The organism is Kocuria sp. APC 4018 (assembly GCF_030407675.1).
Taxonomy (GTDB): Bacteria; Actinomycetota; Actinomycetes; order Actinomycetales; family Micrococcaceae; genus Kocuria; species Kocuria rhizophila.
Genome location: NZ_JASDCY010000015.1, coordinates 18052 through 37867 on the forward strand (window position 1 = coordinate 18052; position 19816 = coordinate 37867).

General features: G+C 71.0%; 19 protein-coding genes and 1 riboswitch. Of the genes, 12 read left to right on the forward strand and 7 right to left on the reverse strand.

The window, feature by feature from the left end; genetic code table 11:
* The first annotated feature begins 65 nt into the window (after nt 1–65).
* The 3 genes from QL985_RS04495 (at nt 66) to QL985_RS04505 (ending at nt 5374) form a co-directional block, all read left to right on the forward strand.
* Complete coding sequence (locus QL985_RS04495) at nt 66–1970, forward strand: FMN-binding glutamate synthase family protein (RefSeq protein ID WP_249494299.1); 1905 nt, start codon at nt 66–68, stop codon at nt 1968–1970.
* Nucleotides 1971–2058: 88 nt separating this feature from the next.
* On the forward strand, nt 2059–3141 hold the full coding sequence (locus QL985_RS04500; RefSeq protein ID WP_257745041.1) for a peptidoglycan bridge formation glycyltransferase FemA/FemB family protein: 1083 nt from the start codon (nt 2059–2061) through the stop codon (nt 3139–3141).
* Between the two features lie 121 nt (nt 3142–3262).
* On the forward strand, nt 3263–5374 hold the full coding sequence (locus tag QL985_RS04505; RefSeq protein ID WP_257745042.1) for a threonine/serine exporter family protein: 2112 nt from the start codon (nt 3263–3265) through the stop codon (nt 5372–5374).
* A 15-nt stretch (nt 5375–5389) separates the two neighbouring features.
* On the opposite strand, the gene QL985_RS04510 is transcribed toward QL985_RS04505, so the two are convergent.
* Complete coding sequence (locus QL985_RS04510; RefSeq protein WP_257745043.1) at nt 5390–6244, reverse strand: siderophore-interacting protein; 855 nt, start codon at nt 6242–6244, stop codon at nt 5390–5392.
* Between the two features lie 19 nt (nt 6245–6263).
* Nucleotides 6264–6947 (reverse strand): uracil-DNA glycosylase, encoded by a 684-nt coding sequence (locus QL985_RS04515; RefSeq protein WP_121241912.1) that lies wholly within the window; start codon nt 6945–6947, stop codon nt 6264–6266.
* A 62-nt stretch (nt 6948–7009) separates the two neighbouring features.
* On the opposite strand from QL985_RS04515, the gene QL985_RS04520 reads away from it, so the two are divergent.
* The 4 genes from QL985_RS04520 to QL985_RS04535 all read left to right on the forward strand — a co-directional run bounded on the left by QL985_RS04520 (nt 7010) and on the right by QL985_RS04535 (nt 10951).
* A complete protein-coding gene (locus QL985_RS04520; RefSeq protein WP_019310251.1) occupies nt 7010–7234 on the forward strand; it encodes a DUF3263 domain-containing protein in 225 nt (74 codons plus the stop codon).
* A 143-nt stretch (nt 7235–7377) separates the two neighbouring features.
* Nucleotides 7378–7692, forward strand: a complete 315-nt coding sequence (locus QL985_RS04525; RefSeq protein ID WP_121241908.1) for a hypothetical protein — start codon at nt 7378–7380, stop codon at nt 7690–7692.
* Between the two features lie 263 nt (nt 7693–7955).
* Nucleotides 7956–9590, forward strand: a complete 1635-nt coding sequence (gene groL, locus QL985_RS04530) for a chaperonin GroEL (RefSeq protein WP_012398905.1) — start codon at nt 7956–7958, stop codon at nt 9588–9590.
* Between the two features lie 155 nt (nt 9591–9745).
* Entirely contained in the window at nt 9746–10951 is a 1206-nt protein-coding gene (locus tag QL985_RS04535) for a ribonuclease H (RefSeq protein WP_019310248.1), read from the forward strand.
* 7 nt (nt 10952–10958) lie between these two features.
* Here QL985_RS04535 and QL985_RS04540 read toward each other — a convergent pair whose 3' ends face one another.
* From QL985_RS04540 to QL985_RS04555, 4 genes are all read right to left on the reverse strand, one after another.
* Nucleotides 10959–11249 carry a WXG100 family type VII secretion target gene (locus QL985_RS04540; RefSeq protein ID WP_019310247.1) on the reverse strand — a complete coding sequence of 97 codons (291 nt, stop codon included), beginning with the start codon at nt 11247–11249 and terminating at the stop codon, nt 10959–10961.
* A gap of 116 nt (nt 11250–11365) precedes the next feature.
* On the reverse strand, nt 11366–12838 hold the full coding sequence (locus QL985_RS04545) for a HAMP domain-containing sensor histidine kinase (RefSeq protein WP_019310246.1): 1473 nt from the start codon (nt 12836–12838) through the stop codon (nt 11366–11368).
* Nucleotides 12839–12842: 4 nt separating this feature from the next.
* Nucleotides 12843–13556: a response regulator transcription factor gene (locus QL985_RS04550; RefSeq protein WP_259905942.1), complete on the reverse strand. Its 714-nt coding sequence runs from the start codon at nt 13554–13556 to the stop codon at nt 12843–12845.
* Nucleotides 13557–13669: 113 nt separating this feature from the next.
* A complete protein-coding gene (locus tag QL985_RS04555) occupies nt 13670–13930 on the reverse strand; it encodes a hypothetical protein (protein WP_070636148.1) in 261 nt (86 codons plus the stop codon).
* 139 nt (nt 13931–14069) lie between these two features.
* Between QL985_RS04555 and QL985_RS04560 the strand changes: the two genes are divergently transcribed.
* The 3 genes from QL985_RS04560 to QL985_RS04570 are packed head-to-tail and all read left to right on the forward strand — an operon-like array spanning nt 14070 to nt 16589.
* Nucleotides 14070–14453: a cold shock domain-containing protein gene (locus QL985_RS04560; RefSeq protein WP_029603266.1), complete on the forward strand. Its 384-nt coding sequence runs from the start codon at nt 14070–14072 to the stop codon at nt 14451–14453.
* Nucleotides 14446–15315: a DUF3027 domain-containing protein gene (locus QL985_RS04565; protein WP_259905943.1), complete on the forward strand. Its 870-nt coding sequence runs from the start codon at nt 14446–14448 to the stop codon at nt 15313–15315. The genes QL985_RS04560 and QL985_RS04565 overlap by 8 nt, the downstream gene beginning before the upstream one ends.
* Nucleotides 15316–15368: 53 nt before the next feature.
* Entirely contained in the window at nt 15369–16589 is a 1221-nt protein-coding gene (locus QL985_RS04570; protein WP_047978762.1) for an MFS transporter, read from the forward strand.
* Nucleotides 16590–16628: 39 nt separating this feature from the next.
* Here QL985_RS04570 and serC read toward each other — a convergent pair whose 3' ends face one another.
* Entirely contained in the window at nt 16629–17750 is a 1122-nt protein-coding gene (gene serC, locus QL985_RS04575; RefSeq protein ID WP_070636152.1) for a phosphoserine transaminase, read from the reverse strand.
* Between the two features lie 199 nt (nt 17751–17949).
* Here serC and QL985_RS04580 point away from each other — a divergent pair, with 199 nt between their 5' ends.
* Together QL985_RS04580 and QL985_RS04585 are read left to right on the forward strand one after the other, a co-directional pair.
* Entirely contained in the window at nt 17950–18645 is a 696-nt protein-coding gene (locus tag QL985_RS04580; protein WP_259905945.1) for a metal-dependent transcriptional regulator, read from the forward strand.
* 313 nt (nt 18646–18958) lie between these two features.
* Nucleotides 18959–19143, forward strand: a riboswitch (cyclic di-AMP (ydaO/yuaA leader).
* A gap of 5 nt (nt 19144–19148) precedes the next feature.
* The gene (locus QL985_RS04585) at nt 19149–19751 is read left to right on the forward strand and encodes a C40 family peptidase (protein WP_259905947.1); all 603 of its coding nucleotides are present in this window, start codon (nt 19149–19151) and stop codon (nt 19749–19751) included.
* Nucleotides 19752–19816: the final 65 nt, after the last annotated feature.

Consider the following 19816-nt stretch of genomic DNA (forward strand, 5'->3'; position numbering starts at 1 on the left):
GGCGCACCGGTGTCATGCCCGCACGCCTCGGGCCGGGCCCCGGATGCGCGGGGTACGGTGTCCCCATGGTGCGTCATCTGATCCTCGCCGGCCTCACCGTGGCCACCCTCTCCACGGTCCTCGCGGCAGTCCTCGGTCCCTGGGGATGGTGGTTCCCCGCCATCGCCTTCCTCCTCCTGCTGCTCGTGGCCGTGCGCGACGCCACGCAGCGCAAGCACTCGGTGCTGCGCAACTTCCCCGTGCTGGGTCACATGCGGTTCTTCCTGGAGAAGATCCGTCCGGAGATCCAGCAGTACTTCATCGAGCGCAACTACGACGGCAAGCCCTTCGACCGCGACCAGCGCTCGCTCGTGTACTCCCGGGCCAAGGGCTTCAAGGGGGACAAGGCGTTCGGCACCGAGCTGAACGTCAACGAGCCCGGCTACGAGTACTTCGTGCAGTCGGTGGCTCCCAAACCCGCGCCCGAGGACGAGCACCGCGTGCGGCTGGGCGGCCCGGACTGCCTCCAGCCCTACGACGCCTCGCTGCTGAACATCTCCGCCATGAGCTTCGGCTCCCTGTCCAAGAACGCCGTGCTGGCCATGAACAAGGGTGCGGCCCTGGGTGGGTTCGCGCAGGAGACCGGTGAGGGCGGCCTCACGGAGTACCACCTGGCGCACGGCGCCGACCTCATCTGGGAGTTCGGCTCCGGGTACTTCGGCACCCGGGACGAGCACGGGAACTTCGACCCGGAGGTCTTCCGGGAGAAGTCCCGCCTGCCGCAGGTCAAGGCCATCAACATCAAGCTCTCCCAGGGCGCCAAGCCCGGTCTGGGAGGTGTGCTCCCCGGCTCCAAGGTCACCGCGGAGATCGCGGCGGCCCGCGGCGTGCCCGAGGGGCAGACCTGCATCTCCCCGGCCAGCCACTCGGCGTTCACCACCCCGCGCGAGCTGATCCGGTTCGTGGCGCGGCTGCGGGAGCTCTCCGGCGGCAAGCCCATCGGGTTCAAGCTGTGCGTGGGCTCGCGCGTGGAGATCCTCGCCATCTGCAAGGCCATGATCGAGGAGGGGGTGAGCCCGGACTTCATCATCGTGGACGGCGGTGAGGGCGGCACCGGAGCCGCCCCGCTGGAGTACCAGGACCACGTGGGCACGCCGCTCGTGGAGGGCCTGATCCTCATGCACAACGCGCTCGTGGGCTCCGGTCTGCGGGAGCGCATCAAGCTCGGGTGCGCCGGGAAGATCACCTCGGGCCACGACATCGTGCGCCACATCATCCAGGGCGCGGACTTCTGCATGAGCGCCCGTGCCATGATGATGGCGGTCGGGTGCATCCAGGCCCAGGCCTGCCACACCAACAAGTGCCCCGTGGGGGTCACCACCCAGGATCCCAGGCTCTACCGTGCCCTGGACGTGACGGACAAGGGCGAGCGCGTGGAGCGCTACCACCGCCTGACGGTGGCGGAGGCGGGGCAGATGATCTCCACCATGGGCTGCGAGCACCCCGAGGAGCTCACCCGGGAGATGCTGCGCCGCAAGGTCACGGCCACCCAGTCCACGTCCTACGAGACCCTCTACCAGTGGCTGCGCCCCGGTGAGCTGTTCGAGGGCGTCGAGGGCGGCTGGGGTGAGGACTGGGACTACGCGGACCCGGACCGCTTCTCCGCGGGCCACCCCGGCAAGTACGTGTTCCACGACCGCGGGCCGCTGACCCCGGCCGGCGTGATCCCCGAGGCGGACCGCAGGTACGCGGGCGGCGCCGCCGGCGTGCGCTTCCCGGACGGGCGCCCCGCGGCGGCGTCGTCCCCCTCCGGAGCCCCCGTTGCCGGGGGCTCCCGGGAGAACGGCTCCCCGGCGGGGACCGGCAAGCGCCCGGAGGGCGAGCCCGGGACCACGGCGGGCGCCCAGCACACCACGCGGGACCCGGTTCCCGAGCCAGACAACGTGGATCCGCGTGACGACTCCCGCAGCCGCAACCCCGGGATGGCCTGAGCGCGGAGGGATATCATGTGGGACGGCGTCGCCGCGCGGCGTCGCCCACCGTCCGAGCACGACCCGCGGTCGAAGGATTGAGAGAGCCTTGCGAGAATTCACGGCACGATTTGCCACCGCCCAGGAGATCGCCGAGTGGGACTCCCACGTGACGGCCAACCCGGCGGGCGGCAACCTGCTGCAGTCGGAGGCCTTCGCGGAGGTCAAGAAGGACCACGGGTGGACGCCCCGGCACGTGGTCTACGAACCCTCGGACGGCTCGCGGGCGAGCTACAACCTGGTGCTCGAGAAGAAGGTCCCGGCTCTCGGCAGGCTCTGGTACATGATCAAGGGCCCGGACGTGGAGTCCGTGGACGACATGCCGGGCATCGTGGTCGCCAACGAGCGCTTCGTGGCCGGCGCGGCCAAGGGCGTGTTCGCGATCAAGTACGAGCCCGAGATCGTGGCCTCGGACTACGCCGCCGGGGTGCTCGCGCGCTGCGGGCTGGTGAAGTCCTTCGAGATCCAGCCGAACGACTCCACCGCGGTGCTGGACACGGACATGGACGAGAAGGCCCTGCTGAAGTCCCTGCACTCCCGCGGCCGCAACGCCGTGCGCCGCGCCACCCGCGAGGGCTGCGAGGTGGCGCAGGTTCCGCTCACCGAGGAGAACATGCGCGCCATGTACACCCTCATGGACTCCGTGGGCCAGGGCCACGCGCACGTGAACCTGCGCTCCTACGAGTACTACCGGGCGTTCTGGACGAACTTCGCCGAGCGCGGCCAGGGACGCCTGTACTTCACCTACGAGGACGGCAAGCCCTCCGTGGGTGCCTACGTGATCGCGTACGGCTCCAAGGGAACGTACAAGGACGGCGGCTCCAAGCCCCGCCGCAAGCAGTACGGGGACTCCCACCTGGTGCAGTGGAGCGCGATCACGGACCTGAAGCGGGACCACGGGATCACGCAGTACGACTTCTGCGGCACACCGCCCTCGGACCAGCTCAAGAACAAGGAGCACCACTACTACGGCCTGGGTCTGTTCAAGACGAGCTTCACGAAAACTGTCGTGGACTACGCAGGCGTCTGGGACCAGCCGCTCAGCCGCGCGAAATACGCTGTCTGGACCAACGTGGCGGAGAAGGTCCAGCGTCAGCTGTGGGTGCGCCGCACGGGGCAGCCGTTCTACTGACCGTCCACCCCGCCGCGACACCCGGCGGGTCCACCGCGTCCCGGCCTGAGAGCCGAGGCCCGCACCAGCCACCACACCAGATCTGAGCAGTGCCCGCGGCGGCAGGGAAGGGTCATCCGACGTGAGCGTGAACGAGCAGTTGAGGCACCTGGCGCACCAGGGGTACCCGTCCTCGGGGGAGGCCACGGCCCGCCCCTCGGCCGACGACCAGCCCTTCGGCCCGGGCGGTGACACGGCGCTGCGGGAGGCCGTGCGTTCCACCGCTCCGCCCCGTCGTGCGCATCCCATGCCGCGCCCCACGGAGGAACAGGCGGCCCAGGCCCGTGCGCGCGCCGCCGCGCACCCGCACACGGACCCGCACGCCGCGGCCCCCCGCACCGCCGGGCCGCGAACCCTGCGGACGGGTCAGTCGGCCACCGCCGGATCCACCCGGGTCTCCGCCCTGCCCGTGCTCACCCCCGGACAGATCGCCGCGGACCGCGCGGGGCAGGGACACCGCGGCGGGGTCCCCGCCGCGCTCACCGAGCCGATCGGCACCAGGTCCCGACGCAGCAGTACCCCGGCGGCCTCGCCCGTGGAGCGCCCGGAGACGGTCGAGCACGAGATCGCCCCGGCCACCACTGCGATCCCCCGAGCCGTGTACCCGGCCGCCCGGGTGGACCCCCCGAAGGCCCCCCGGTCCCTGTTCCGCTCGCTCGTTCAGGGCGACGCCGCCCCCACAGCTCCCATGCGCGTGGTGGACCGTCTCACCTCCACGCCGTTCCGTCACCTGCGCAAGTTCGGCGACGGCTCCGACCGGCAGGCCCGGCGGACCCTGAACTTCGCCCTGCGCCTCGCGGAGACCATGTTCCACTACGGGGCGGACGCCCTGGACGTGGAGAACGCCATCATCGCGGTGTGCGCCACCTACGGGGTGGAGAACCTCGAGGTGGACATCACCAACCAGTCCGTGACCATCAACTACGTGGCCGAGACCACCGCCACGGGCCAGCTCGCGGCCGCGGGGCTCACACCGGCCACCACGGTGGCCGAGAGGGAGGCCGGGGAGAACGCATCCTCGTTCGCGGGCACCCCCGGCACCACCGGGGAGATCCGCGGCTCGGGGACCACCCGGACGGGGGAGGACCCCTGGGGGGACTCCGCGACCTCCAGCCACACCGTGATGCGCGTGGTGCGCTCGTGGACGGACAACTACTCGGGCCTGGCGGACACCCACCAGCTCGTGATCCGCATCATCGAGGGCGAGATGCCGCTGCGCAGGGCGGAGCGGGAGCTCGCGGAGATCAATGCGCGCCCCAAGCCCTACGCCCGCTGGATGGTCACGGCCGCGACCGTGCTCGTGGCCGGAACCCTGGCGCTGGCCCTCGGGGCGTCCTGGGTGGGGGCGTCGGTGGCCGTGGCCTCGGCCGCCGTGGTGCAGATGGTCACCGCCAAGCTCAGCGCGTGGCGGATCCCTGAGTTCTTCACACTCGCCGCCAACGCCTTCGTGGTCACGCTCGTGGCCATCGTGGTCTCCGCCCTCGGTGTGCCGCTGTCGCCGCCCACGGTGATCGCGGGCGGTCTGATCATGCTGCTGCCCACCACGCGCATGGTCTCCACCATGCAGGACGCCATCAACGGCTTCCCGGTGACCGCGGCGGGGCGGCTGCTCTCCACGGCCATGGCCTTCCTCGGCATCGTCGCGGGCATTGCCCTGGGGGTGTCCCTGACCGTGAACGTGCTCGGGGTGCCTCCCATCGACATCTCCCAGTCGAGCTTCACCCCCACGGGCAAGCTGACGAACATCGCGTTCATGCTCGTCTCCACCGCCCTGATCGCGGTGTCCATGCAGGTCAAACCGCGGCACATCCCCCCGGCCGTGGCCGCGGCCCTCGCGGGGCTGCTGCTGTACCACGGCGTGGGACTCGTGGACGCCGGCAGCCGGATCGCCACGGGCGTGGGGGCGGTGGCCAGCGGGTGCGTGGCCGCCCTGCTGGCCGCCCGCTCCAAGATTCCCCAGGCCGTGCTCGCGATCCCGGCCATGACGTTCCTGCTGCCGGGGCTCACCCTGTTCCGCGGGATGTACGCCATGACGGTGCAGACCGAAGCCCCGGGCCAGGGCATCAACGAGCTGGTCAACGCCATGGCCTCGATCGTGCTGCTGGCCGCCGGCGTGGTGCTGGCCAAGTACCTCATGCGCCCGTTCATCGAGCAGATGCAGCACCTCTCGCAGCGGCGCAACCGCCGCCGCTGACGCCGCGCGCGGACCTCAGAGGATCTGGCCCACGGGCAGCTTCTTCTCCGCCTGGAACACGTCCTCGGTGCGCCCCTGCGCCCAGTAGCCGGACAGCGACACCCGCGAGCGGTCGAGTCCCCGGACGTCGAACAGCTCCCGGCGGGCGGCCTTCATGGCCTCGCGCTCGCCGTGCACGAACGCCTGCACGCCCGTGAGGTCCTCGGGCCACGCGGCCTCCGACAGCCCGACGACGAGCGCCCGCTCGCCGGGGCGCTCGTCCGCCCGGTGCACCCACCGCACCCGCACGCCCTCGGGAACGGCCGTGTCCGAGAGGTCGAGCTCGTGGGAGGCGTCCTGGACCTCCAGAACCGCCTCACCGCGCGCGGTGCCCGGCAGGGCCTCGAGGTTCGCGAGCACAGCGGGGACGGCGGCGTCGTCGCCCGCGAGAATGCTCCAGGTGGCGGCGGGATCCGGAACCCACTTCCCGCCCGGGCCCAGGGCCACGATCCGGTCACCGGGCTGGGCGGAGACGGCCCACGGGCCGGCGTGGCCCTCGCTGCCGTGCAGCGCCACGTCGATCCACAGCGTGGCCGTGGACAGGTCCACCCGGCGCAGGGTCATGTGGCGGGACACCGGCTGCTCGTGGGGTGGCGCGCTCTCCCGGACCGCCCAGTAGTCCGGCAGCTCACCGGGAGCGGTGGCCGCGAGCGTCTGCGGGGAGAAGAAGAGTAGCTTGACGTACTTCTCGGGCGGTGCGATGTCCCGGAAGTCCTCGGGGTTGTCGATGCGGCACACCACGCGCACCATGGCGGGCGCGAGACGGGTGCGCTCGAGCACGCTGAGGTTGATCTGGGGCTTGCGGTCCGCGGGCGCTGGAATCCGTGGCATGGCCCCAGCGTAGGGGACCCTAACCCGGCAGCTCCCACGAGACGGGCTCCGCCCCCTGCTCCCGCAGCAGGTCGTTGACGCGCGAGAAGGGGCGGGAGCCGAAGAACCCTCGGGACGCGGACAGCGGTGAGGGGTGCGCCGACTCCACCGTGGGTGCCCCGCCCAGCCAGTCCTTGGTGGTGCGGGCGTCCCGGCCCCACAGGACGGCCACGAGGGGCTGCTGGCGGTCACCGAGTGCCCGGACCGCGCACTCGGTGACCGCCTCCCAGCCCTTGCCCCGGTGCGACGCCGCCGAGCCCGCCTGCACCGTGAGCACCCTGTTGAGCAGCATGACTCCCTGACCCGCCCATGAGGAGAGGTCCCCGTGAGAGGGCGCCTCGATGCCCAGGTCGGACCGCAGCTCCTTGTAGATGTTCTGCAGGGACCGGGGGACCGGGCGGACATCCGGCGCCACCGAGAACGAGAGCCCCATGGCGTGGCCGGGCGTGGGGTAGGGGTCCTGGCCCACGATCAGCACCTTCACCGCGGACAGCGGCTCCCGGAACGCGCGGAAGATGTTCTCCCCGGCCGGCAGGGTGTGCCGCCCCGCGGCGTGCTCGGCCCGCAGGAACTCGCCCATCTCCCGGATCCGGGGCTCCACGGGCTGGAGTGCGGCGGCCCACTCCGGGTGCATGATCTCGGACAGCGGGCGCGGGGTGCTCACGAGTGGCCTCCTGGTGCGGTGCGTCGCGCGCGGCGCAGTCCCCGCGCGCTAGGGTTGACGCCATGTCTACCACGGGGGAGGAGCTCGACGAGCTGGACCGGGCCGTCCTGGAGCTCGAGTCCGAGCACTGGAAGTACCGCGGCGCCAAGGAGTCCGCGATCCGCTCGCGGCTGGGACTGAGCCCGGTGAACTACTACCAGCGTCTGAACGCCCTGATCTCCTCCGAGGCCGCAGCGCGCCACGCGCCGATGCTGATCTCCAGGCTGCGCCGGGCGCGCTCGCGCTGACCGCTCGTGGACACCGGGCGCGTGTCCCCGGACGCGGGCAGACCTCCGCGCGGGCACCCGGTCGGCCGTGCGATAGTGGCCACTGACAGCGTTGCGCCCGGAGCACCGCGCGGTGCGCGAGCCGGGCCCAGGAGAGCGAGACCATGAGCGAACACCCCCGCGACGAGTTCGACGACGTTCCCGAGGACGGCGCCCGCCAAGGCGCGCACCGCGGCCACAACCCCCGCGCCCGTGAGGGCTCCACGCGACAGTTCCGCACGGTTCTCCTCTCGGGCGTGCTCGCCCTCGTGCTCGGCGCCGTGTGCTTCGTCAACGCGCCCCGCACGGCCCAGGAGGCGCAGTCCCTCGGGAGCGCTGCGGTGTCCCCGGTCGCCGTGTCCACCGCCTCGTCCGTGCTCGCCGACGCCGCCGCGGCGGGCCTGCGCGCACCGGCCCCGGGCGGCGTCGAGCGCGTCTGAGCCGTCCGGCGTTCAGCCGGGAATGAAACCTGAGCCCACCACGCGCAGGGCGTTTGCGGTTCCGCGCGCGGCAGTGCCACTATGGGATTAGCACTCAGTCGGGTGGACTGCTAACCGGGTCCGGTGGCAGCGCCCCGGCGCACGAGTGGACACCACATCACGGTGAGGTGGTCGCGGCGCGGTGAGGACCGCGGTGCGAGCGCCGTCCGTCGCGGGCATCGTGACCAGTCTCGTTTGTCGACCGTCCAGGAGGGACGAATCACATGGCAAAGATGATCGCATTCGACGAAGAAGCACGCCGCGGCCTCGAGAAGGGTCTCAACACCCTCGCGGACGCCGTCAAGGTCACGCTCGGCCCCCGCGGCCGCAACGTGGTCCTGGAGAAGTCCTGGGGCGCCCCCACCATCACCAACGACGGTGTCTCCATCGCCAAGGAGATCGAGCTGGAGGAGCCGTATGAGAAGATCGGCGCCGAGCTCGTGAAGGAGGTCGCCAAGAAGACCGACGACGTCGCCGGTGACGGCACCACCACGGCCACCGTGCTGGCCCAGGCCCTCGTGAAGGAAGGCCTGCGCAACGTGGCCGCCGGTGCGGACCCGCTGTCCCTCAAGCGCGGCATCGAGAAGGCCGTGGCCTCCGTGACCGAGCAGCTGCTGTCCTCCGCCAAGGAGATCGAGACCGAGGAGGAGATCGCCGCCACCGCGTCCATCTCCGCCGCTGACCCCGAGATCGGCAAGCTGATCGCCGAGGCCATGGAGAAGGTCGGCAAGGAAGGCGTCATCACCGTCGAGGAGTCCAACACCTTCGGGCTGGACCTCGAGCTGACCGAGGGCATGCGCTTCGACAAGGGCTACCTCTCCGGCTACTTCGTCACGGACGCGGACCGCCAGGAGGCCGTCCTGGAGGATCCCTACATCCTCATCGTGAACTCCAAGATCTCCGCCGTGAAGGACCTGGTCCCCGTGCTGGAGAAGGTCATGCAGGCCGGCAAGCCGCTGCTGATCATCGCCGAGGACGTGGACGGCGAGGCCTTGGCCATGCTGGTGCTGAACAAGATGCGCGGCGCTGTGAAGTCCGTGGCCGTCAAGGCTCCCGGCTTCGGCGACCGCCGCAAGGCGCAGCTCGCGGACATCGCGATCCTCACCGGCGGCCAGGTCATCACCGAAGAGGTGGGGCTGTCGCTCGAGTCCGCCACGATCGACCTGCTGGGCCAGGCCCGCAAGGTCGTCGTCACCAAGGACGAGACCACCATCGTGGACGGCGCCGGCACCCAGGAGGAGATCGAGGGCCGCGTGGCGCAGATCCGCGCGGAGATCAACAACTCCGACTCCGACTACGACCGCGAGAAGCTGCAGGAGCGCCTGGCCAAGCTGGCCGGCGGTGTGGCAGTGCTCAAGGCCGGCGCGGCCACCGAGGTGGAGCTCAAGGAGCGCAAGCACCGCATCGAGGACGCCGTGCGCAACGCCAAGGCGGCCGTGGAGGAGGGCATTGTCGCCGGCGGTGGCGTGGCCCTCATCCAGGCCGGTGCCAAGGTGTTCGACTCCCTGAACCTCTCGGGTGACGAGGCCACGGGCGCGAACATCGTCAAGGTCGCCATCGACGCCCCGCTCAAGCAGATCGCCCTCAACGCCGGCATGGAGCCCGGCGTGGTGGTCGACAAGGTGCGCGGGCTCGAGACCGGCTGGGGCCTCAACGCCGCCACCGGCGAGTACGAGGACCTCATGGCCGCGGGCATCAACGACCCCGTCAAGGTGACCCGTTCCGCTCTGCAGAACGCGGCGTCCATCGCCGGGCTGTTCCTCACCACGGAGGCCGTGGTGGCGGACAAGCCGGAGCCCGAGGCCGCCGGTGCGGGCGCGGGTGCCGATCCCATGGGCGGCATGGGCGGCATGATGTGATTCCACTCCGCCGAGTGGACTCCCACCCGTTCTGCGGGTGAGACCCGTGAAGGACCCCGGACGCGCACGTCGTGTCCGGGGTCCTTCCACGTCCGGGTGGGGCGGCAAGGCGCCGTGGCGTTCCGCGTGTCGGCACGCTTTGGGAGGATGGGTGCATGACGATCATTGCTTCCGCGGACGGTTCGGCGCTCGGCAACCCGGGGCCGGCCGGCTGGGCCTGGTACATCGACCCCACGTCGTGGCACGCGGGCGGCTGGGCGCACGGCACCAACAACATGGGCGAGCTCACCGCCGTGCTGGACCTGCTCGAGTGCACGCGCCACCGGCGGGACGAACCGCTCACGGTCTACTGCGACAGCCAGTACGTGATCAACTCGATCACCAAGTGGATGCCGGGCTGGAAGAAGAAGGGCTGGAAGAAGCGGGACGGCAAGCCCGTGCTGAACGTGGACATCATGAAGGCCCTGGACCGGGAGCTATCCGGCCGCTCGGTCACTTTCGAGTGGGTCAAGGGCCACGCCGGTCACGAGCTCAACGAGGCCGCTGACGTGCGTGCCCGGGCGATGGCCACGGCGTACCAGGCGCGCACCTCCCCCGAGGACATGCCGGTGGGTCCGGGCTTCCGGGACGAGGACGCCACCCCCGCCTCCCGTCACGCGTCCGGTGCCGAGCCCTCCGCCACCGACGCCACCGCACCCGCGTCCGGTGCGGCCGCACCCGTGCACGCCGCAGACGCCGCCGCACCCGCGTCCAGTGCTGCGACGGCCCCGCCCTCTGCCGAGGGTGGTACGTCCCGCCCCGCGGCCACGGGGCACGCTGCCGCCGGTGGCGGCGCACCTGCCGGACCACCGTCTGCGGCACCGGGGGACGGCATGGTCAGCCAGCCGGATCTCTTCTCCGAGCTGGAGGCCGCGTCGCCGCCGAGCGGGACCCAGGAGTCCGCCGGGGTTAGAGCGGACGGGTGGTCGGAGCAGTTCGTGGTGGATGCCGTGCAACGGGAGCGCGCGGCGGTGTGCACCCCGCCCGGGGCGGCGCACGAGACCGCCGGGGCCTCACCCCGTGCGGCGGCGTCGCCCCACGCTGCGGAGCACGCCACCACGCTGCTGCACCCCGACCTGCAGTGCATCGACGCGGGCGGTGCCGTCGTGCCGGTGGCGCAGTTCCCGTCCCGAGCCGTGGCGGAGGGCACCCCCGGTGAGGTGCGGGTGACCGCCCTCGGTGCGGATGCCTACCACGTGAGCTACCGGCTCGAGGAGCCCTCGCACGTGACCCGTCGCAGCTCCGTGTGGGTGCGCGAGGACCAGCACAACGACATGGGCCCCTGGCTGCTGCGCTTCCACCAGGTCACGGCGGAGGACTGAGCAGGGCTCAGGATGAGAACATCCGGGCGTTGGCGGCCTCCGTCTCGGCGTACTGCGTCCCGGCGGTCGCGAGCGCCTGGTTGATCTGCGCGACGGCCTGCTCCATCTGGGCCTGCGCGGAGCGCCACGAGCTCAGGGCCTCCTGGAAGCTCGCGGAGGCGGTGCCCGTCCAGGTGCCCTGAAGATCCGTGAGCGTGGCGGTCATGCCGTTGACCTCCGCGCTGAGCCGTTCGATGTGCCCGTGTGCCTGCTGGGACTTGGCGGCAATGGTGTCGCTGTCCACCACGAAGTGAGCCATGATGTTCCTCCTCGGAAAAAGGTGCCGGTGACCGGCCGGTGACCGGCGGGTGCCGGTACGGGTCACGCTACGAAGGGGGAAGGCCGCAGGGACGGGGGGCCGAGGAGGCGGTGGAGCTAGGAGTCCGATCCGCGGCTGTCCACAGGTTCCGTGTGCGGGATCCGCACGGTGAACGTGGCTCCTCCGCCGTCCGTCTGCTCCAGACGGACCGTGCCGTCGTGCTGCTCGATGATCGCGGCCACGATGGACAGCCCCAGCCCGGTGCCCCCGGTCTCACGGGTCCGGGAGGAGTCCGCCCGGTAGAACCGTTCGAAGACCCGCTCGGCGTCCGTGCCGTGGATTCCCGGCCCGTGGTCGCGCACCTGCAGCACGGAGGTGGACCGGCCGTCCACGGCGGGTTCGAGACCCACGGCGAGCTCCAGCGGCGAGCCCGCCGGTGTGTAGCGCAGGGCATTGGTCAGCAGGTTGGCCACCACCTGGCGCAGCTTGGACTCGTCCCCGTGGACCCAGGCGGCCTCCGGGGAGGAGTCCTGCAGGCCCACCACCGTCACGGTGCGGTCGGGAGCGGTCGCGTGGGCGTCCGAGGCCGCGTCGTACGCCAGGTGCAGCAGGTCCACCGCGCCCATGGTGGACACCCGGCGCTCGTCCAGGCGGGCCAGGGTCAGGAGGTCCTCCACGAGCTGCGTCATGCGCTTGGACTCCGACTCGATCCGGTCCATGGCCTTGCCCACGTCCTCGGGCGTCTGCAGCGCCCCGTGGCGGTAGAGCTCGGAGTACCCCCGGATGGACACCAGGGGGGTGCGCAGCTCGTGGGAGGCGTCGGCCACGAACCGCCGCAGCTTGGTCTCGGACCGGGTGCGCGCGTCGAAGGCGTCCTCGATGTGGCCGAGCATCGCGTTGAGGGATGCGGAGAGCTGACCGATCTCGGTGTGCGGGTTGTACCCCTCCATGCGCTGGGAGAGGTCGCCGTCCGCGATCCGCGCGGCAGTGGCCTCCACCTGTCGCAGCGGCTGGAAGGCGCGGGTGACCATGACCCACCCCACGGTCATGGCCGCGATCAGGGTGGCCAGTCCGAAGCTGAAGGTCAGCAGGCCCACGCCCGAGATGATCGCGTTCGTGCGGGCCATCGGCTCGGCCACCACCACGGACATGTCGAACATCGTGAGCTTGGCGGGCAGCACCCGCCACGTGTCCTCGTCCGAGCCCACGGACCCCACGGTCTCCGCCTGACCGTCGTGGGCCACCACGTAGTCGAGGGTCATCCTGCTCAGATCTGGATCCGGCGGGTCCTCGGCCGTGGGGGCGCCGCCGTGTGCCGTGGCGATCACGTTGCCCTCGGCGTCCAGGAGGTACCCGTTGGTGGGCACCGGCGAGCTCACGTCACCCTCGAGGGTGCCCGTGAGAGCGGTCGCCACCGCGGGAACGGACTGCCGCAGCTCCTGGTCCAGGCTCGTCACGAGCGAGTCCCGCAGCACCGAGACCGCCACCAGCGTGGTCACCATGATGCTGACCGCGAGCAGCACGCCCGTGAGGGCCATGAGCTGCGAGCGCAGGGACGCGGAGCGGAACCGCCGGGCGAGCACGTTCAAGGGATCAGTGGCGCTTGTCCGCGGAGCGCAGCAGGTAGCCCACGCCGCGCTTGGTGTGGATCAGGGAGGGCTGGTCGGGATCGTTGTCAATCTTGCGGCGCAGGTAGGAGATGTAGGACTCCACGATGGAGGCGTCCCCGTTGAAGTCGTACTCCCACACGTGGTCCAGGATCTGGGCCTTGGACAGCACCCGGTTGGGGTTGAGCATGAGGTAGCGCAGCAGCTTGAACTCCGTGGGGGACAGGTCGATCTCGCGCCCGTCGCGGAAGACCTCGTGGGCGTCGTCGTCCAGGACGAGGTCGTCCACCTTGAGACGGGAGTCCTCCTCCTCGAGGGGCTGGGTCCGGCGCAGCACGGCGCGGATGCGGGCCACGACCTCGTCGAGGCTGAAGGGCTTGGTGACGTAGTCGTCGCCGCCCACGGTCAGCCCGGCCACCTTGTCGTCGGTGTCGTCCTTGGCCGTGAGGAAGAGGATGGGGAAGTGCCGCCCGGCCGAGCGCAGCTTGCGGGTCACGGAGAAGCCGTCGATGTCCGGGAGCATGACGTCCAGCACGGCGAGGTCCGGGTCCTCGGCCTCGGCCTTGAGCAGGGCGTCGCGGCCATTGGCGGCGGTGACGACCTCGAAACCGGCGAACCGCAGGGAGGTGGCGAGCAGCTCGAGGATGTTCGGCTCGTCGTCCACGACGAGCAGTTTCGCTTCTGTGGTTTTCGTGTTCATGCGCTCAGTGTCTCCGAATTTCCTGGATGGAAGCTGTCATGCATCCCGCGGAAAACTGGGAGGGGTGAGCAGGCGGGGGCACGGGGGCTCCGGGACGACGGCGAGCGGCGCTCTCAGCGGTGCGAGCGGCGTCGTGCACCGCCCCGCACGAGCTCCACGCACAGCAGCAGGAACGCCAGGGGGAAGAGGATCGACGGGATGAAGGTGAACCCGGGCCACAGCACCGTCCCCGCGGCAGAGGCCACGAGCACCGCAATCAGGCAGAGGGCGCTCACGCCAGCCAGCACGAGGGCCACCACGAGCAGCACCGGCAGACCTCCCCCGGTGCGGTGGTCGGCGGCGGCGGCGGTGGTGGGTGCGGTGGATTCAGGCATGCCCACAAGGTAGCAAGCCGGGGTTACGCGCTGGGTTGAACGGGGCCGCGGTCGAGCTCGCGGGGGATAAACTGTGGTGTTCGCAAGGCGCCGCGCAGCGGTGGCCGCAACGAGAAGACGAGAGACTGAGGTGATCCGCGTGCCCACGGGCAAGGTCAAGTGGTTCGACGCAGACAAGGGTTTCGGTTTCCTGGCCACCGACGACGGCCAGGAGGTGTTCCTCCACGCGTCGGCACTGCCCCAGGGGGTGACCACGGTGAAGCCCGGCACCCGCATGGACTTCGGGATCGCGGACGGCAAGCGGGGGGCGCAGGCGCTGTCCGCCACCGTGCTCAGCGCACCGCCGTCGGTCACCCGCAACACCCGCAAGCCGCCGGAGGAAATGGCGGTGCTCACCGAGGACCTGATCCGCCTTCTGGACGGGATGTCCAACGGGCTGCGCCGCGGGCGCTACCCGGACCGCTCCCACGGGCACAAGATCGCGGCCATCCTGCGCACCGTGGCGGATGAGCTCGATGTCTGAGCGCACAGCACGGACCACGGACACCGCCCGCGCGGATGCTGCCGGCTCCCCGGCTCCGGCCGAGCAGATCCCGGACACGCAGACCCCGGCCGAGCAGACGGCCACCGGGCAGACCCCGGACGAGCAGGCCCAGCAGGAGCAGACCACCGCTGCCCAGAACCCCACCGAGCAGGGCTCTGCCGACCAGACCCCGGGTGGACGGAGTCCCGCCGGGCAGCTCTCGGTGGATGATGCCTCGACGGAGCAGGACCCGCCGCAGCAGGACCGTGGGGAGGCCCCCGCGGCATCCCGGTCCGCAGCAGCGGTGACCGCCGCCGAGAGCGGTGCGGAACCGTCGTCGGCTCCGTCCCGTGGCGCGGCGAAGCGGCGCTCGGGACCGCGCACCCGCACGCCCAAGCAGGATCCCGTCCTCACGGAGGCCGTGGACCTGGCCCGGGAGGCGGTCGTGGCGGGCGCCCACGAGGATGGCGGCATCGGCGAGCACGTGGGCGTCACCGTCCACGAGGACCGTCTGCTCACGCACCTCTTCGACTGCACGCTCCCGGGGTACCCGGGGTGGACCTGGTACGCCACCGTGTCCCGCGCTCCCCGTTCCAAGCACGTGAGCGTGTGCGAGTCCGGTTTGCTGGCCGGCCCCCGCTCGCTCCTGGCGCCGGCCTGGATCCCGTGGGAGGAGCGCATGAACTCCCTGCACGCGGAGCAGGAGGGCGCCGAGCACGAGGGCACGGAGCAGCCGAGCCCCGAGCAGGCGGAGACCGACCGTCCCGACGACGCCGCGCGCGAGCCCCACGAGGGGTCCGCGGCCGGTGATCCCCTGGCCGCGCAGGACACGATGTCCGCCGAGGGCGGCACGTCATCCTAGGCCGCGGGTCCGGCGCGGCGGAGCGGGGACCGGCGGCACCGGGTGCCACCGGGATGTTCCGATCGCTGCGGATCCGCAACTACCGGCTGTGGTTCACGGGGGCTCTGGTCTCCAACATTGGCACGTGGATGCAGCGCACGGCGCAGTCCTGGCTGGTGTTCGACGAGCTGACGGATCACGACTCCACCGCCATGGGCGTGGTCATGGCGCTGCAGTTCGTCCCGCAGCTGCTCCTGGCGCCGTACGCCGGGGTGCTCGCGGACCGCTACGACCGGCGCCGCATCCTGGTGCTCACCCAGGGGATCATGGCACTGCTCGCCGCGGCGCTGGGCACGCTGCTGCTGCTCGACCTCGCGGGGCTGTCCACCGTGTACGTCTTCGCCCTGGCGCTGGGGGTCGTGGCCACGTTCGACGCCCCCGTGCGGCAGACGTTCGTCTCCGAGATGGTCCCGGACACCCACCTGTCCAATGCGGTGGCCCTGAACTCCACCTCGTTCAACTCCGCGCGGTTGATCGGCCCCGCGGTGGCGGGAGTGCTGGTGGCGGCCGTGGGCACCGGGTGGGTGTTCGTGCTCAACACACTCACGTTCGCCGCCATGATCTGGGCAATCGTGCTGATCGACGCCGGGCGGCTGCGGCCCGCCCCGCGCGCTCGCCGGGGGCGCGGCCAAATCCGGGAGGGCATCGGCTACGTGGCGCACCGCCCGGACATCGTGGCGGTCATGGCCACGATCTTCATGATCGGCACCTTCGGCATGAACTTCGCGGTGTACCTCGCGGCCATGGCGGGTTCGGAGTTCGGGCGCGGCTCGGAGGAGTTCGGGCTCCTGAACTCGATGCTCGCCCTGGGCACCGTGACCGGTGCCCTGCTCTCCGCCCGCCGCGAGCGGGCGCGGCTGCGCTACATCTTCATCGGCTGCGCGGCGTTCGCGGTCTCCTGCCTGGGGGCGGCCACGGCGCCCTCGCTGTGGCTGTTCGCCGTGTGGCTGATCCCGTGCGGCGTGTCCTCGCTGACCATCATGACCACGGCCAACGCCTACGTGCAGAGCACCACGGCGCCCGCCATGCGGGGACGCGTGATGAGCCTCTACATGGCGATCTTCATGGGCGGCACCCCGATCGGCGCCCCCGTGGTGGGGTGGCTCACGGACACGTTCGGAGCACGCTGGGGCATGGGCTCTGCGGTCCTCGCGGGTCTCGTGGGCGCGCTCATCGGGGCGTGGTTCGCGTGGCGCCATGTCCCCGCCCGCTCCGGGGCGCCCACGGCGGGCTGAACGCGGCAGGACGACGACGCCGCGGCGCCCGCCGCGCGCTCAGGCCAGTTCGCCCACGGCCCAGTCGATGCACCGCAGCAGCGCGCGCACGTCCTCGGGGGGAACGGACGCGAAGGTGGCGATGCGCAACTGGTTGCGTCCGAGCTTGCGGTAGGGCTCCACGTCCAGCACACCGTTGGCCCGCAGGGCGGAGGCCACACGGGCCGCGTCCACGGCGGCGTCGAAGTCCACCGTGCACACCACGGGGGAGCGGTGCGCGGGATCGGCGACGAAGGGCCTCGCGTGCTCGCTGTCCTCGGCCCAGTCGTAGACCAGCCCGGAGGTCTCGGCGGTCCGCGCGGCGGCCCACGGCATGCCGCCCTGCTCGAGCAGCCAGCCGAGCTGCTCGTCCAGCATCACGAGCCCGGCGAGGGCCGGTGTGTTGTAGGTCTGGTGCTTGCGGGAGTTCTCCACGGCGGCGGCCAGCGAGAGCACGTCCGGGACCCAGCGCCCGGAGGCCGAGAGGCGCTCCACGCGCTCGAGGGCTGCGGGGGAGAACGCGGCGAACCAGATCCCGCCGTCGCTGCCGAAGTTCTTCTGCGGGGAGAAGTAGTAGACGTCCGTCTCGGCGATCTCCACGGCCATGCCGCCAGCGGCGGAGGTCGCGTCGACGACCGTGAGGGCGTCGTCGGCCACCACACGGCGCACCGGCATGGCCACGCCCGTGGAGGTCTCGTTCTGCGGCCATGCGTAGACGTCCACGTCCTGCAGAATGCGCGGTCCCTCGGGGCGGGAGCCCGCGGGAGCCTCGAGCACCACGGAGCGTTCCAGGAACGGGGCCCGGTCGGTGACGCTCGCGAACTTGGCGCCGAACTCGCCGAAGGCCAGGTGCTCGGCGCGCGAGCGCACCAGGCCGAACGCGGCGCTGTCCCAGAACACGCTGGCCCCGCCCGTCCCCAGCACGATCTCGTAGCCCGCGGGCAGCCCCAGGAACTCGGCCAGCCGCTCCTGGATCCGGGCCACGAGGTCCTTGACGGGGGCCTGCCGGTGGGAGGTTCCCAGCAGCGTCGTTCCGGCCCGGGCGAGGGCACCCAGCTGCTCCGGGCGCACGCGGGACGGGCCGGCACCGAACCGGCCGTCCTCGGGAAGCAGGTGCGGGGGGATCACGGGCAGATCGGTCACGGTGGGTCCTCCTGGAGGGCGGGACGGTGGTGTGCTCCATTGTGCTCGCCCCGGCCGGTGCTGCGGCGCACGACGACGGCGGGGACGTGACCCGCCTCGTTACAATTATCCTGAATCATTCACACCACGCTGGAGTGCATCCCCCCACCGGGGACCGTTGACACGCGCGCCGCGGTGCGCAGAAATTCGAGGACGGACCATGAGCGGCGACCTGATCGACACCACCGAGATGTATCTGCGCACGGTGCTGGAGCTCGAGGAGGAGGGCATCACGCCCATGCGGGCCCGCATCGTGGAGCGGCTGCACCACTCCGGGCCCACGGTGTCCCAGACGGTCTCCCGCATGGAGCGCGACGGTCTGCTGTCCGTGGCGCCGGACCGGTCCCTGCAGCTCACCCCCGCGGGCCGTGACACGGCCGTGTCCGTGATGCGCAAGCACCGCCTGGCCGAGCGGCTGCTCGCGGACGTGGTGGGACTGGACCTCGCGCACGTGCACGAGGAGGCCTGCCGCTGGGAGCACGTGATGAGCGAGCGCGTGGAGAACCGGCTCGTGGACCTGCTCGGTGACCCCAAGGTCTCCCCGTACGGGACGCCCATTCCCTGTCGGGGCGGGGACGCCCCCGAGGTCTTCGGCGGCCTCACCCTCCTCGACGCCGCAGTGGCGGCCGACGGGGCGCAGTACGGGGTGCGACTGCTGCCCGAGGTGGTGCAGGCAGACCCCGAGCTGATCGAGACGCTCAGCTCCGCCGGCATCCTCACTGGGTCACGTGTCACCGCCGAGATCAACCCTGGTGACGAGCAGCGAGTCGTGGTCACCCATGTGGCATCGGGGGTCTCCCTGGACCTCGACGGAGCCACGGCACGGGCGATCCGGGTGAGCGCGACCGCCTCCTGAGCCCGGCCCGCGGGTGGGACCGTGATCTTTCCGATGTGTGGACAACCACACGGCCACCGGTGTGCCATGCCGCGCCGCACGGTGCTCCGCAGGGCTGTCTCCGCAGGTCAGAGGTATGTTGCCCCTGGTAATGAGCCCATAGGGTCCCCTGTCGATTGATTTATTCTTTGTGATCAAATGGGCTGACTGATAGCCGTGAGTGCCCGATCCGTGATCGGTTGTAATCAAAACGTGACATTCCCGTGATCTGTCCTGTACAGTCGTGACCGTGCCGATCACTGGTCGGATCCGGCACTCCCGAGCGCTCGCCGAGTTCTGCCATGCGCCCCGGGATCCCGTACACAGAACATCCGCATGGCAGAAGCGGGGGAACCACTTCCCGGATTCGTCACAGCCCGTCGAATCCTTGGGGTCAAGCCAGCACGGCCCATCGGCTCGTGCGGCCGGATGTCTCCCATCCGAACCCGACAGCTCACCCCGCAGGCGTAGGGAGGAACACACACATGTCTTTCATGAAGCAGAGCTCTGCCCGCCACCGCGCTGAGACCCAGTCCCACGTGGTGCGCAACACCACCGTTGCCACCATCGCGGCCGGCGCGGCCGTGGCCGGCATGACGATGCCCGCTCAGGCATCCAGCGACATCGTGGAGCTGGGCTCCACCTCGTCCTACAGCGCCGACACCTCGCTGGGCGCCTACAACGCCTCCTACACCACCCCGGCCCCGGATGCCATGGCGTCCGGCTCCGGCGTGAGCACGCAGTCGAACCACGCCGCCAACGGCCTCGTGGCCGATGCCTACGAGGGCATCGGTGGCGCGTACGTGCTCGGCGGCACCAGCTACAAGGCCTGGGACTGCTCCGGCTTCGTCCAGTCGGTCTACGCCCAGAACGGCATCAGCATCCCCCGCGTCACCTGGGACCAGTTCAAGGCAGGCACCCCCACCTCGAACCCGCAGCCCGGTGACCTGGTCTCCCAGAACGGCGGATCGCACGTGGGCATCTACGTGGGCAACGGCCAGATGATCTCCGCCCTCAACCCCGCGCAGGGCACGCAGATCCACTCTGTGAACGCCATGCAGCTGGACGGCTACTACACCTTCCGCTGATTGGTGCGCCTGCGGCGCCCTCGGACGCCGCAGGCACCCATCCAGTGAGAAACACGGCACGGCGC

What these genes read in the sequence shown, in the direction of transcription:
- QL985_RS04495 (WP_249494299.1), top strand. Translation starts at nt 66, where the DNA reads ATGGTGCGTCATCTGATCCTCGCCGGCCTCACCGTGGCCACCCTCTCC.
- QL985_RS04510 (WP_257745043.1), bottom strand. Translation starts at nt 6,244, where the DNA reads ATGCCACGGATTCCAGCGCCCGCGGACCGCAAGCCCCAGATCAACCTC.
- QL985_RS04520 (WP_019310251.1), top strand. Translation starts at nt 7,010, where the DNA reads ATGTCTACCACGGGGGAGGAGCTCGACGAGCTGGACCGGGCCGTCCTG.
- QL985_RS04525 (WP_121241908.1), top strand. Translation starts at nt 7,378, where the DNA reads ATGAGCGAACACCCCCGCGACGAGTTCGACGACGTTCCCGAGGACGGC.
- groL (WP_012398905.1), top strand. Translation starts at nt 7,956, where the DNA reads ATGGCAAAGATGATCGCATTCGACGAAGAAGCACGCCGCGGCCTCGAG.
- QL985_RS04535 (WP_019310248.1), top strand. Translation starts at nt 9,746, where the DNA reads ATGACGATCATTGCTTCCGCGGACGGTTCGGCGCTCGGCAACCCGGGG.
- QL985_RS04540 (WP_019310247.1), bottom strand. Translation starts at nt 11,249, where the DNA reads ATGGCTCACTTCGTGGTGGACAGCGACACCATTGCCGCCAAGTCCCAG.
- QL985_RS04550 (WP_259905942.1), bottom strand. Translation starts at nt 13,556, where the DNA reads ATGAACACGAAAACCACAGAAGCGAAACTGCTCGTCGTGGACGACGAG.
- QL985_RS04555 (WP_070636148.1), bottom strand. Translation starts at nt 13,930, where the DNA reads ATGCCTGAATCCACCGCACCCACCACCGCCGCCGCCGCCGACCACCGC.
- QL985_RS04565 (WP_259905943.1), top strand. Translation starts at nt 14,446, where the DNA reads ATGTCTGAGCGCACAGCACGGACCACGGACACCGCCCGCGCGGATGCT.
- QL985_RS04570 (WP_047978762.1), top strand. Translation starts at nt 15,369, where the DNA reads ATGTTCCGATCGCTGCGGATCCGCAACTACCGGCTGTGGTTCACGGGG.
- QL985_RS04580 (WP_259905945.1), top strand. Translation starts at nt 17,950, where the DNA reads ATGAGCGGCGACCTGATCGACACCACCGAGATGTATCTGCGCACGGTG.
- QL985_RS04585 (WP_259905947.1), top strand. Translation starts at nt 19,149, where the DNA reads ATGTCTTTCATGAAGCAGAGCTCTGCCCGCCACCGCGCTGAGACCCAG.